Source organism: Streptomyces sp. NPDC059874, assembly GCF_042731135.1.
Taxonomy (GTDB): domain Bacteria; phylum Actinomycetota; class Actinomycetes; order Streptomycetales; family Streptomycetaceae; genus Streptomyces.
In genome coordinates, this window is the sequence record NZ_JBHWJY010000025.1 from 18,559 (window position 1) to 31,208 (window position 12,650).

Here is a 12,650-nt window from a genome sequence, read left to right on the forward strand (position 1 = left end):
GCGTGGTGCGGGCGATCAGTGCGCAGAGGCGCCCTGCGTGATCCCGAGGGCCGCGGAGTACTGCGCGACGGCCAGCTTGCCGAGCGCACCGTAGGCGCCGAGCACCTCGGCGGCGGCGCAGTCGGCCTCCTTGCACGCGGTGTCCAGCAGCCCCTCGGCGGCCTCCGGGCCGATCAGGTACGGGGCGAGCGCGAGCTGGGTGGAGCCCTCGCGGCGCAGCTGCTCGGCGACCGCGGCCACCGAGCCCTCCTGGTCGAGCGCGGCGGCCTGCACCGGCACCGCGAGGCGGGCGGCGAGCAGCATGCCGGTGATGCCGGCGGCCTGGACGGCCTCCTCGCCACCGGTGGTGGCCAGCACGATGCCGTCGGCGGCGGTGGTCACGGTGAAGAGCCGGGCGCGGTCCGCGCGGGCCAGGCCCACCTCCGAGAGCCGCACGTGCAGGCCCTCCGCGAGCAGCGGGTGCGGGCCGAGTACGTCGGCCAGCTCGGCGGCGGCCGAGGAGTCCATCAGCGCCTGGCGGACCCGGCGCAGCAGACCGCCGTCCGGACCGACCAACAGCGGTACGACCACGGCGTCGGGGCCGGTCGGCGCGGGCACCTCGTGGCCGGCGGCGCGGGCGAACTCCGCGCGCGCGGCACGCTCGGTCGCGACGGCGCTCAGCACGCCGGACAGCGAGGGGAACTCGGAATCGTCGTCACCGTCGAGGAAGCCGATCCGGGCGTCCAGGCCCGGCAGCTCGGAACGGCCGATGCTGATGATCTCTTCCGCCAGCCCCCGCGAGGCGGCAGAGGGGGCACCGGGCACGGCGAGCACCAGCGCGGGCGCGCCCTCGGGCGCCGCCGCGGGCTCGGGCCGGCGGTGCCGTCCGGTCTGGCGGGGTCGCGGCATTCGTACGGGCAGGCCATTTGCGGGCCCAGTGGGGGAGCTCATGGCGCCGCATGCTACTGGCTTCTCGGAACCAGGTGTTCGGGAGGGCCTTCTCCGGCGGCATCTGTCCGCATTTATCCGAGGAATATCAGATACGGTCGGGAGGCCGAGGGGAGAAACCGGGCGGTCGTACTTTATCCCGCCGGCCGAGTTCGGGAAGGGAGCCCCTGCGCCAGTAGAGTGATCCTTTGTGGCAGCTCTTCCGTTGAACGAACTCGTCGAGCCCGGCTGGGCCGAGGCCCTGCGCCCAGTGGCCGGCCGCATCGCGGCCATGGGCGACTTCCTGCGCGCCGAGATCGCGGCAGGTCGCACCTACCTGCCGGCTGGGGCGAACGTCCTGCGCGCCTTCCAGCAGCCCTTCGACGAGGTGCGCGTCCTGATCGTGGGGCAGGACCCCTACCCGACTCCCGGCATGGCCATCGGCCACAGCTTCGCCGTCTCGCCCGACGTGCGCCAACTGCCGGGAAGCCTGGAGAACATCTTCCGGGAACTGCACACCGACCTCGGACTGCCCCGGCCCTCCAACGGCGACCTGACGCCCTGGACCCGACAGGGCGTGCTCCTGCTCAACAGGGCGCTCACCACGGCGCCCCGCAAGCCCGGAGCCCACCGCGGCCAGGGCTGGGAGGAAGTGACCGAGCAGGCCATCCGCGCACTGGCCGGCCGCGGCAAGCCACTGGTGTCCGTGCTGTGGGGGCGCGACGCCCGCAACCTGCGGCCGTTCCTGCAGGACTTCCCGGCGATCGAGTCCGCCCACCCGTCTCCGATGTCGGCGGACCGCGGCTTCTTCGGCTCGCGGCCCTTCAGCCGCACCAACGATCTCCTGGCCCGCCAGGGCGCCCAGCCGGTGGACTGGCGCCTGCCGTAGTCGATTCGGGACCTCGCCGATGCGGGACGTCGTCGAAATCGACACCTGACCTTGACGTTCCGCCTGCCGTTGTCGCTTCGATACTCGTTCGCAATGGCTTCGAAGGCTCCAACAGCCCCTCCCGCGCGTCAGATTCAACACCGACGACGCTTCGAGGGAGACGGCATGAAGCCCCATGAGGACCGCACGTCCAGAGCACCCCAAGCACCCCGCTCGGCCCCGGGCGGAACCCCCGCCCGGCTGATCGCCGCACTCGCCGTCGGCGCCGTCCTGCTGACCGGCTGTGGATCCGGCGGCGAGTACCGGACCGTCGACCGGGGCGCGAACGGCACCGACTCCCGGCCGGCGCCCGCCGCTTCCTTCCCCGGAGGCGGCGGTCAGGAGGGCGAGAGCGACGGGCGGAGCGTGACCAAGCCGCCCGCCGACTACCTCTCCACCTTCGCGCTCGACGTGGACACCGCCAGCTACGGCTACGCCCGCCGCACCCTCGCCGACGGCAGCCTGCCCGACCCCGGCAACGTGCGCCCCGAGGAGTTCGTCAACAGCTTCCGGCAGGACTACCCGGAGCCCGACGGCGACGGTTTCTCGGTCACCGTCGACGGAGCCCGCACCACCGACCCGAGCTGGTCGCTGGTGCGTGTGGGACTCGCCACCCGCTCCGCCGGGGGCGGTACGGACGGCGCGGACCGGCGGCCGCCCGCCGCCCTCACCTTCGTCGTGGACGTCTCCGGCTCCATGGCCGAGCCCGGGCGCCTCGACCTCGTCCGCACCTCCATGAACCTGATGACCGACCGGCTGCGCGAGGACGACTCGGTCGCCGTCGTCACCTTCAGCGGCAGTGCCCAGACCCGGCTGCCGATGACCCGCGTCGAAGGCCACCGCGACCAGATCCACAGGGTCGTCGACGGACTGCGCACCGCCGATTCCACCAACGTGGAAGCGGGCGTCACACGCGGGTACGACGTCGCGGTCAAGGGACTGCGGCCGGGCGCCACCAATCGGGTCGTCCTGCTCTCCGACGCCCTCGCCAACTCCGGCGCCACCTCCGCCGACACCATCCTGAAGCGGGTCGCCGACGCCCGGACCGCTCACGGGATCACCCTGTTCGGAGTGGGCGTCGGCAGCGAGTACAACGACGCCTTCATGGAACGGCTCGCCGACCGCGGCGACGGCCACACCACCTACGTCTCCGACATCGAAGGCGCCCGCAAGGTCTTCTGCGACGACCTCCCCGCGCAGGTGCAGCTGCGGGCCCGCGACGCCAAGGCGCAGGTCTCCTTCGACCCGGCGACGGTCGAGCGGTTCCGACTGATCGGCTACGACAACCGCCGTGTCGACGACGACGCGTTCCGCGACGACACCGTGGACGGCGGCGAGGTCGGCTCCGGCCACACCGTGACCGCCCTGTACGCGGTGAAGCTGCGCCCCGGCGCCGCCGGGCACGTGGCGACGGCGACGGTGCGCTGGCTCGACCCGCGCACGCGGGCACCGCACGAGGAGTCCGGCCGGGTCGAAGCGGCCGCGCTGGCGGGGGACTTGTGGACCGAGGCGCCCCCGCGCCTCCAGGTCACCGCGGTCGCGGCCTACTTCGCGTCGGCGCTGCGCGAACGGGGCGGCGGCTGGGAGCGGGTGCCGGGCGCGGTCTCGCTGAGCAGCCTCGCGGGGCACGCGGAACGGCTGGCCGGCCGAACCGAGGACCCCGCCGTACGGCAGCTCTCGCAGGCCGTGCGTCAGGCCGGGCGCCTGACCGGCTGACCGGCACGCGCCCGGCGCGGACTCGGGCCGGCCCGCGGGGCCCTACCCCTCCAGCACGGCCGCCCGTACGCACAGGACGTCCGGCAGGTGCTCGGCCAGCAACTCCCAGCTCTCGCCTTCGTCGTGACTGGCGTACAGCTCGCCGTTGCGGTTGCCGAAGTAGATCCCCGCCGGGTCCGCGTCGTCGGTGCACAGGGCGTCGCGCAGCACCGTGCCGTAGTGGTCCCCGGCGGGCAGCCCCTTGGAAAGCGGCTCCCACGTGGCGCCGGCGTCCCGGGTGCGGAAGACCCGGCACCGGTGTTCGGCCGGGACCCGGTCGGAGTCGGCGTTGAGGGGGAAGACGTACGCGGTGTCCGCCCGGTGCGGGTGGGCGGCCACCGCGAAGCCGAAGTCCGAGGGCAGCCCGCCGCCGATGTCCGTCCACCGGGTGCCGGAGTCGTCGCTGCGGTACACGCCCCAGTGGTTCTGCAGGTACAGCCGGTCCCGGTCCCCGGCGTCCGGGGCGATCTTGTGCACGCACTGGCCGAACTCGGGGTGTGGATCGGGCAGGAACACCGCCGAGACCCCGTCGTTGGACGGGGACCAACTGGCCCCGCCGTCCCGGGTGCGGAACACCCCCGCGGTGGAGACGGCCACGGTCAGCGCGTCCGCGTCGCGCGGGTCGGTGATCACCGTGTGCAGGCCCTCGCCGCCACCGCCGGGCACCCACTGGTCGCGGCTCGGGTGTTCCCACAGCGGGCGGACCAGCTCGAAGGATTCGCCCCGGTCCGTGGAGCGAAACAGTGCCGCGGGCTCCGTCCCCGCGTACACCACGTCCGGCGCCTCGGGGCCGGCGGGCTGCAGCTGCCAGACCCGCTCCAGCGAGGCGCCGGTGTCCTTGGGGAACTTCACGGCGGGGGCCGCGGGCTCCCGCCAGGTCTCCCCGAGGTCGTCGGACGTGAAGACGGACGGCCCCCAGTGCGAGCTGTCCCCGCCGACGAGCAGCCGGGGAACCGGGCCCCGCCGGTCGACGGCCACGGCGTACACGGCCTCGGCGTTGAAATGGGGCCCGTCGAACTCCCACGGCCCGGCCCCGCGGCGACGACCGATGAACAGTCCCTTTCGGGTTCCCACGAGCAGCAGTACCTCGGCCATGGCCGGCACCTCCGGACTCGGACCTCTTCTTTCCGGCCAGTCTGCACCCGCCCACTGACAGTGGCCCGGCGGGCGGCCCGGTGCCTGGATTAGCTGATCGATACTGATCGTTTACCGACAGGAAATCATTGCTACTTGCATGTAGGTGTTCGGAATGGATTGACTTCAGGCCATCACCGCCACACGCGAGAGGACCTAAGTGGCCACCGAGCACCTCTCCCCGCTCGACCTCGCCTTCTGGCGGATCGAATCCGCCGCCCACCCCATGCACCTCGGCGCCCTCGCCGTCTTCGAGGCCGCGGCACGCGGCGGACCCGGCGCCGCGGAACATCCCGCCGAGCGCGCCGCCGAACTGCTCGCCGCCCGCTGCGCCACCGTGCCGGGCCTGCGCCGCCGGATCCGCGACGTGCTGCTGCCGCTGGGCGCGGCCGCCTGGTCGCCGGACCCCGCCTTCGACCCCGCCCGCCACGTGTTCCTCGTACGCACGGACGCCGCGGACCCGCACGCCGCCGCCGGGCCGCTGATGGCGCGCCCGCTGGACCGGGAACTGCCGCCCTGGGAGGCGCACGTACTGGCCGGCCCCGACCCGGAAACCTTCGCGGTCCTGTTCAAGTTCCACCACGCCCTCGCGGACGGGATGGGCGCCCTGGCGCTCGCCGCCGCCCTGTTCGACGGCTTCGACCAGGCGCCGCCCCCACGGACTCCCGCGCGCCCGGTCCCCGAGCAGCGTGCCGGCTCCGCCCTGCGCCGGCTCCCCGGAGCCCTGGCGGCCCGGGTTCAGGACGTGGGCCAGGCCCTGGAGATCGGCGCCGCGGTGGCCCGGGGCGGACTGCCGCTCGGGGTTCCCGCGGCCCTCGTCGCGGACTCCGCGCTCGCGGGCGGCCGCACCGGCAGCCGCACCGTCGCGGGCCTCGCGCTCGACCTGGACGAGGTCAACCTGGTCCGCAAGGGCGCCGGCGGCACCGTCAACGACGTGCTGATCGCCTTGGTCGCCGGCGCGCTGCGGCGCTGGCTGGCCGGGCGCGGCGACCCCGCGCCCAGCGGGCCGGGCCCGCGCGCCCTGATCCCCGTGTCCCGCCGGGGCAGGCCCGGGGCGGGCGCGGGGAACCGGCTCTCCGGCTACCTGCTGCGGCTCCCGCTCGCCGAGGCCGACCCGCTGCGGCGCCTGCACTCCGTCCGCGCCGGCATGGACCGCAACAAGGACGCGGGACCCACGCGGGGCGCCGGGGCCGTCGCTCTCCTCGCCGATCACGTCCACCCGCTGGGTCACCGGCTCGGCGGCCCCCTCGTCGCCCAGGCCGCCCGCCTGCTCTTCGACATCCTGGTCACCAGCGTGCCGTTGCCCCCGCTCGCCTTCACGCTCGGCGGGAGCCGGGTTCGCGAGGTCTACCCGCTCGCCCCGCTGGCCCACGGCCAGTCCCTCGCCGTCGCGGTCTCCACCTATCAGGGCACGGTCCACTACGGCCTGGTCGCCGACGCGGCCGCCGTCCCGGACCTGGCGGCCCTGGCGGGGGCGCTGCGCGCGGAATTGGACGAGCTTGTACGGCAGGTCTCGTAGTACGAGAGATTTCGTAGTACGGTGACTCTCGTACTTAGCCGCCGATCCCCGGCGCGCCCGGTGACATCTGGAGATCCCTGATGAGTGCTGCCTCCGCCGCCCCTGCCGCTTTCGCCGCCCTTTTCGTGCCCCACACCCTGCGTTCGGTCACCATCCCCAACCGCGTGTGGATGGCCCCCATGTGCCAGTACAGCGCCGAGGCCTTCGGCCCGAACGCCGGCGTGGCGGGCGACTGGCACTTCGCCCACTACGCGGCCCGCGCCGTGGGCGGCACCGGCCTGATCATCCAGGAGGCCACCGCGGTCTCCCCGGAGGGCCGGATCTCCCCCTACGACCTCGGCATCTGGAACGACACGCAGGTCGAGGCGCTGCGCCGGATCACCTCCTTCCTCAAGGCCCGGGGCGCCGTCCCCGGCATCCAGATCGCGCACGCCGGCCGCAAGGCGTCCACCGACCGCACCTGGAAGGGCGGCGCCCCGGTCGGACCGGAGGCGCACGGCTGGCAGCCGGTCGCCCCGAGCGCGGTCCCGTTCGCGGAGGGCCACCCGGTGCCGCACGAGCTGACGCTCGACGAGATCGCCGAAATCAAGGGCCAGTTCGTGGCGGCCACCGAGCGCGCGCTGGCCGCGGGCTACGAGGTCGTCGAGATCCACGGCGCCCACGGCTACCTCATCGGCGAGTTCCTCTCCCCGCACAGCAACAAGCGCACCGACGCGTACGGCGGCTCCTTCGAGAACCGCACCCGCTTCGCCCTCGAAGTCGTGGACGCCGTACGGGCGGCGTGGCCCGAGGAGCTCCCGCTGTTCTTCCGGATCTCCGCCACCGACTGGCTGGAGGAAGGCGGCTGGACCGCCGACGAGACGGTCCGGCTGGCCGCCCTGCTCCACGAGCACGGAGTGGACCTCCTCGACGTCTCCACCGGCGGCCTCGCCCCCGGCGTGACCATCCCCCTCGGACCCGGCTACCAGGTGCCCTTCGCGGCCCGCGTCAAGGCGGAGACCTCCCTGCCCGTGGCGGCCGTCGGCCTGATCACCGAACCGGAACAGGCGGAGAAGATCCTGGCCAACGGCGAGGCCGACGCCATCCTGCTGGGCCGGGAGCTGCTGCGCGACCCGTACTGGGCCCGCCGCGCGGCCGCCGAGCTGGGCGGGGACCTGCGCACGCCCGAGCAGTACCACCGCTCCTGGTAGGCAGGGGTCCTACGACGGTTCTCGTACGATGGCAGCCGGAGCAAGCCGAGTGAGCGGAGCAGGGACATGACGGAACGGGAAGCGGCCCGCACCCTCGCCCACCCCGAGGCGGCCGAGATCCGCCTGGAGGGCGTGCTGCACGCGCTCTCCGACCCGGTCCGGCTGTCCATCGTCCGCGACCTCGACGCCTCGGCGGCGGACCTGGCCTGCTCGTACTTCGACCTGCCGGTCACCAAGTCGACGACCACGCACCACTTCCGCGTGCTGCGAGAGAGCGGCGTCGTACGCCAGACCTACCGCGGCACCACGAAGCTCAACGCCCTGCGCCGGGAGGAGCTGGAGACCCTCTTCCCCGGTCTGCTGGAGGCCGTGCTCACGGCGGCGGCGGCCGAGGCGGAGCGGCAGGCCAAGATCTAGCGCCTCGAATCCTGGCGGTGGAGCAGGGCGCCGTCCGGGCCGAAGACGTCGATCAGGTAGCCCTTGCCGAGGGAGAGCCCTTCCTTCGATGTCAGGTAGCCGACGATCGAGGCCGACTGCCTGTCGAAGAGCGCGCCGTCCGAGTCCGCGCTGCGGGTGCGGACGGTCAGCAGCGGCGCGCCCTGCGGCCCGGTCTGCATCTGGATGCCGTACACGTCCGCGTCCCCACCGGCGGTCCGGTAGCGCTCGGCCAGCGCGAGGGCCTCCGGCGGGGCGGTCGTCGTCGTGGCCGTCGGGCCGGGTGTGGCGGTCACCCTGGTCTCCTGCGTGCAGCCGACGAGCAGAGCGGCGCACGCGACCGCCGCCAAGGCCGACCCGGCGCCCCGGCGTCCGGCGTTCCCCATCGTCAACTCCCTTTACCCGTAGCGCGGTCAGTCACCCTACGGGAGACCCGCGGCGCCCAACAGGCCGGGCCAGTCCGGGATCTTCACCGAACCGCGGCCGAGGGAGCGGCCCAGGTCCGTCTCCGCCGCCTCGATGGCCAGCCAGCCCGGCCACTCCACCGGGTGCAGCCCGGCGGCCCGCAGGGCGTCCAAGGGGTCCCCGGGGAGTTCCCGCCGGGCCAGCGCGCCCGCGTCCTGGAGCAGCGAGGACGCGGACTCCTTGGCGCAGGGCCGGTTGGTGCCGATCACGCCCGTCGGGCCGCGTTTGATCCAACCCGCCACGTACTCGCCGACCGAGGCCCGGCCCGCGCGCAGCACCCGACCCGCCGCGTGCGGGACCGTGCCCTTCGCCGGGTCGAAGGGGAGCCCGGCCAGCGGGACGCCCTTGTACCCCACCGAACGCAGCACCAACTGCGCCTCGACGTCCTCGTAGACGCCCGTCCCGGTCACCCCGCCCCGGCCGTCCGGGGCGGTCCGCTCGAAGCGCATCCCGGTGACCCGGCCGTCCGGCCCGCCGAGGATCTCCGTCGGGCGCAGGTAGAACCGCAGCGCGATCCGGCGCGGAGCCCCGCCCGGGCTGGCCTGCGCCCAGCCGCGCAGCGCCTCCAGGTTCCGCCGCGCCACCGCGGGCAGTGCGGCGGCCACGGCCGGATCCGTGTACGCGGGGTCGATGGCCAGCTCGGCCGGGTCGACCACCGTGTCCACCCCCGGCAGCGTGCCCAGTTCCCGCAGCTCCTTGGTGGTGAACTTGCCCTGGGAAGGTCCCCGTCGGGCCACCATCGCCACCCGGCGCACCCCGCTCAGCGCGAGCGCGCCCAGCGCCGGCTGCGGCATGTCGGTCGGCTTCAGCTCGGCCTGCCCCCGGGCCAGGATCCGGGTCACGTCCACCGCGACGTTGCCCGCGCCGACGACCACCGCCGAGTCCACCCCGGGCAGGTCGAAGCTCTCGTCCACCGCATCCGGGTGCCCGCTGTACCAGGACACGAACGCGGTCGCGGAGTGCACCCCGGCCAACTCCTCGCCCGGGATCCCGAGCAGTCGGTCGCGGGCGGCGCCCACGCAGTAGACCACCGCGTGGTAGAGCTCCAGTAGCCGCTCGGCGGGCAGCTCGGGCCCGCCCACCTCGACGTTGCCGAGGAAGCGGATCCGCTCGTCCTCCAGCACGGTGCGCAGGCTGCCCTGCAGCGACTTGATCTTCTCGTGGTCCGGCGCGACCCCGTACCGCACGAGCCCGTACGGCGCGGGCAGCCGGTCCAGGACGTCGACGCGCACCCCGGGCACCTCGCGCTGCTGGACCAGCGTCTGGGCCGCGTAGACCCCGCTGGGGCCCGATCCGACGACGGCGATACGAAGCACGGCGGAGCTCCTCCCGCAGGTGGTCCCAGCATGACACCGGCCCCCTCCGGCGTCAGCCCATCGCGCGCATCCGGTGGATCTCGGCGCTCTGCGTGGCCACCACCTCGGTGGCCATCTCCTCGACCGCCACGTTGTTGCCGCCGGCCAGGGCCTCGCTCGCCATCTTCAGGGCGCCCTCGTGGTGGGCGGTCATCAGCTTCAGGAAGAGCCGGTCGAAGTCGGCCCCGGTGGCTTCGGCCAGCTCCTTGAGCTGCTGCTCCGTCGCCATGCCCGGCATCGCGGAGTGGTCGTGGGCGTGCCCGCCGGAGCCCGTCGACGGCGCCGGATGGAGGGCCAGCCACTTCTCCATCGCCCCGATCTCGGGCTGCTGGGCGGCGGTGATCCGCTCCGCCAGCCGTTTGACCCCGTCCGCCGAGGCCCGCTGTGGGGCCAGCGAGCTCATCGTCAGGGCCTGCTTGTGGTGTTCGATCATGCCCCGTACGTAGGCGTGGTCGGCGGCGTTCGGACTGTCGTCCGGCTTCTCCTTCGCGGCCTGCTCGGGGGTGAGGGTGCGCGCGGCCTCGCCCGGTTTGCCGGGTGCGATCACGAGGGGCCGTCCGTCCTCCGCCCGGTCCTTCCCACCGTCCGCGTCACAGCCGGTGAGCGCGAGCAGGAGGCCGGCGATCGCGGCCGCGCCGATGAAGCGGCGAAGCCGTGCCGGTAACGCCTTGCGGCCGCAGGGGGCTGTTGCCATGTCCATGGAAAGGAAGATACTGCCGGGGTCCTGGTTCCGTTCCCACCCCGAACGGAATCGATCGGACTCCCATGGGAGGGCACAGTGACCTCGCTACACAACAGGAGAGTGCGGAACGGGAGGGTGGGGGCGGCCGTCGCTGCGGCCGGACTCCTCGCCACGTTATTGGCGGCCGGACCGGCGGCCGCCACCCCGGACCCGGGCGACCTGGCACCCGGTTTCGGCAATCAGCAGAGCAGCGCGGGCCTCACCGCCGGCCGGGAGCTCGCCGCGGGCGAGATCCCCGGTCAGGACGAGATCGTGCACAGCGCCAATATCAAGCCCCTGGCCAACATCCCCTCGGCCGACCCCGCCGTGATCAATTCGGACATCGCCTTCCAGGGCAGGTACGCCTACGCGGGCGGCTACAACGGTTTCACGATCTACGACATCGCCAACCCGAAGGCACCGAAGACCGTCAGCCAGGTGCTCTGCCCCGGCGGACAGAACGACATCTCCGTCCTCGGAGACCTGCTCTTCCTCTCCACCGACTCCTCGCGCAGCGACGACTCCTGCAACAGCGTCTCGCAGCCCGCGACGGAGAAGTCGTCGTGGGAGGGCATCAAGATCTTCGACATCAAGGACAAGAAGAACCCCAAGTACATCAAGTCCGTGGAGACGGCCTGCGGTTCCCACACCCACACCCTGGTGCCGGGCGGCCGGGACATCTACCTCTACGTGGCCTCGTACTCCCCGAACGACGCCTTCCCCGACTGCAAGCCGCCGCACGACGGCATCTCGGTCGTGAAGGTCCCGAAGAAGGCGCCGACGCAGGCCGCGGTCGTCGCCTTCCCGATCCTCTTCCCCGACGGCGGCAACCCGGGCGCACCCACCAACCCCGGCGTCTCCAAGACCACCGGCTGCCACGACATCACCGTGCTGCCCTCGAAGAACCTGGCCGCCGGCGCCTGCATGGGTGACGGCATCCTCTTCGACATCAGCAAGCCCGAGCAGCCCCGCGTCATCGACCGCGTCCAGGACAACGTGAACTTCGCCTTCTGGCACTCGGCGACCTTCAACGAGCAGGCGAACAAGGTGGTGTTCACCGACGAACTCGGCGGCGGCGGCGGCGCCACCTGCAACGAGGCCACCGGCCCCAACCGGGGCGCCGACGGGATCTACGACATCACCGGCAGCGGGGACCAGCGCAAGCTCGCCTTCCGCAGTTACTACAAGATCCCGCGCCACCAGGCCGACACCGAGAACTGCGTGGCCCACAACGGCTCGCTGATCCCGGTGGGCGGCGGCCGCGACATCATGGTGCAGGCCTGGTACCAGGGCGGCATCTCGGTGTGGGAGTTCACCGACTCCAGCCGGCCCAAGGAGATCGCGTACTTCGAGCGCGGCCCGCTGACGACGGACAGGTTGGGCCTCGGCGGCTCCTGGTCGGCGTACTACTACAACGGGCACATCTACTCGAACGACATCGCCAAGGGCCTCGACGTGCTGAGGCTCGACGACTGGCGCACCGAGAGCGCCAAGTGGGTGTGGATGGACCGGCTCAACGTACAGAGCCAGCCCGAGTACCACTGACGGAGCCCTAGTGAATCGTTCCGCCGGGCGGCCCGCCGTCCGGCGGAACGCCCATCTCCCAATTCAACCCGTAACGCTGGAACAGCTCCGCCCTCAGCCGCGCCGACGGCATCGGCGCGCCCGGCAGCAGCACCGCCACCACCGCGCCCATCAACAGCGCGCGCAGCAGCGGATAGTCCGCGTCCACGTCCGTCGAGCCGTACCGCGAAACCGTGTCCCGCAGCAGCTCCGCCAGTCTCTGCTGCTCCGGGCACTGCACGAAGCCCTCGGCCGTGAGGATGCCCGCCATGTGCGTCCGCATCAGCAGCGGCTCGTCCCGGGCCAGCCCGAGGATCGCGTCGATCGCGCGCGCGAGCCGCTCCCGCCCGTCGTCCGTGCGCGGTTCCCGCTCCAGCGCCGCGTGCAGGGTGAGGTGCATCAGCCGGTGCACGGCGGACTGCAGCAACTGCCGTTTGCCCGGAAAGTAGTACGAGACCAGGCCGCGCGCCGCCCCCGCCCGGTCGGCGATGTCGCCGAGCGTCGTGGCCTCGTACCCGCGCTCGGCGACGAGCTCGACCGTGGCCTGGAGCAGCCGCTCCCGGGAACGTCTGCGCAATTCTTCATTGACCGATGGGCTGCGCGGGGACATGCTTACTCCTGCGTTGACTGGCTCGGAGCCAATATACTCAGCGCACGGAGTCGCCTGCTCTGGGTGACA

General features: G+C 72.9%; 12 protein-coding genes. 6 read left to right on the forward strand and 6 right to left on the reverse strand.

Annotated features, from left to right (window positions below; translation table 11 throughout):
• Positions 1–15 precede the first annotated feature (15 nt).
• Positions 16–930 (reverse strand): sirohydrochlorin chelatase, encoded by a 915-nt coding sequence (locus ACFV9H_RS16605; protein WP_385398355.1) that lies wholly within the window; start codon positions 928–930, stop codon positions 16–18.
• A gap of 187 nt (positions 931–1,117) precedes the next feature.
• Here ACFV9H_RS16605 and ACFV9H_RS16610 point away from each other — a divergent pair, with 187 nt between their 5' ends.
• Together ACFV9H_RS16610 and ACFV9H_RS16615 are read left to right on the forward strand one after the other, a co-directional pair.
• Positions 1,118–1,795, forward strand: a complete 678-nt coding sequence (locus ACFV9H_RS16610; RefSeq protein WP_385398357.1) for a uracil-DNA glycosylase — start codon at positions 1,118–1,120, stop codon at positions 1,793–1,795.
• Between the two features lie 165 nt (positions 1,796–1,960).
• Entirely contained in the window at positions 1,961–3,550 is a 1,590-nt protein-coding gene (locus tag ACFV9H_RS16615; RefSeq protein ID WP_385398359.1) for a von Willebrand factor type A domain-containing protein, read from the forward strand.
• 42 nt (positions 3,551–3,592) lie between these two features.
• Here the strand turns inward: ACFV9H_RS16615 and ACFV9H_RS16620 are convergent, their stop codons facing one another.
• Positions 3,593–4,684 (reverse strand): WD40/YVTN/BNR-like repeat-containing protein, encoded by a 1,092-nt coding sequence (locus ACFV9H_RS16620; protein WP_385398361.1) that lies wholly within the window; start codon positions 4,682–4,684, stop codon positions 3,593–3,595.
• Between the two features lie 199 nt (positions 4,685–4,883).
• Between ACFV9H_RS16620 and ACFV9H_RS16625 the strand changes: the two genes are divergently transcribed.
• From ACFV9H_RS16625 to ACFV9H_RS16635, 3 genes are all read left to right on the forward strand, one after another.
• Positions 4,884–6,242, forward strand: a complete 1,359-nt coding sequence (locus ACFV9H_RS16625) for a wax ester/triacylglycerol synthase family O-acyltransferase (RefSeq protein WP_385398363.1) — start codon at positions 4,884–4,886, stop codon at positions 6,240–6,242.
• Positions 6,243–6,322: 80 nt separating this feature from the next.
• The gene (locus ACFV9H_RS16630) at positions 6,323–7,432 is read left to right on the forward strand and encodes an NADH:flavin oxidoreductase/NADH oxidase (protein ID WP_385398365.1); all 1,110 of its coding nucleotides are present in this window, start codon (positions 6,323–6,325) and stop codon (positions 7,430–7,432) included.
• Positions 7,433–7,498: 66 nt separating this feature from the next.
• The gene (locus ACFV9H_RS16635) at positions 7,499–7,849 is read left to right on the forward strand and encodes an ArsR/SmtB family transcription factor (protein WP_385398367.1); all 351 of its coding nucleotides are present in this window, start codon (positions 7,499–7,501) and stop codon (positions 7,847–7,849) included.
• On the opposite strand, the gene ACFV9H_RS16640 is transcribed toward ACFV9H_RS16635, so the two are convergent.
• From ACFV9H_RS16640 to ACFV9H_RS16650, 3 genes are read right to left on the reverse strand one after another with little or no spacing between them, the layout of a single operon-like run.
• Entirely contained in the window at positions 7,846–8,253 is a 408-nt protein-coding gene (locus ACFV9H_RS16640) for a hypothetical protein (protein ID WP_385398369.1), read from the reverse strand. The two genes, ACFV9H_RS16635 and ACFV9H_RS16640, sit on opposite strands and share 4 nt — an antisense overlap.
• 36 nt (positions 8,254–8,289) lie before the next feature.
• Positions 8,290–9,648, reverse strand: a complete 1,359-nt coding sequence (locus ACFV9H_RS16645; protein WP_385398371.1) for an FAD-dependent oxidoreductase — start codon at positions 9,646–9,648, stop codon at positions 8,290–8,292.
• A 52-nt stretch (positions 9,649–9,700) separates the two neighbouring features.
• Positions 9,701–10,387, reverse strand: a complete 687-nt coding sequence (locus ACFV9H_RS16650) for a DUF305 domain-containing protein (RefSeq protein WP_385398373.1) — start codon at positions 10,385–10,387, stop codon at positions 9,701–9,703.
• A 78-nt stretch (positions 10,388–10,465) separates the two neighbouring features.
• Between ACFV9H_RS16650 and ACFV9H_RS16655 the strand changes: the two genes are divergently transcribed.
• Complete coding sequence (locus tag ACFV9H_RS16655; protein WP_385398375.1) at positions 10,466–11,953, forward strand: LVIVD repeat-containing protein; 1,488 nt, start codon at positions 10,466–10,468, stop codon at positions 11,951–11,953.
• Between the two features lie 7 nt (positions 11,954–11,960).
• On the opposite strand, the gene ACFV9H_RS16660 is transcribed toward ACFV9H_RS16655, so the two are convergent.
• Positions 11,961–12,581 (reverse strand): TetR/AcrR family transcriptional regulator, encoded by a 621-nt coding sequence (locus ACFV9H_RS16660; protein ID WP_385398377.1) that lies wholly within the window; start codon positions 12,579–12,581, stop codon positions 11,961–11,963.
• Between the last annotated feature and the right edge of the window lie 69 nt (positions 12,582–12,650).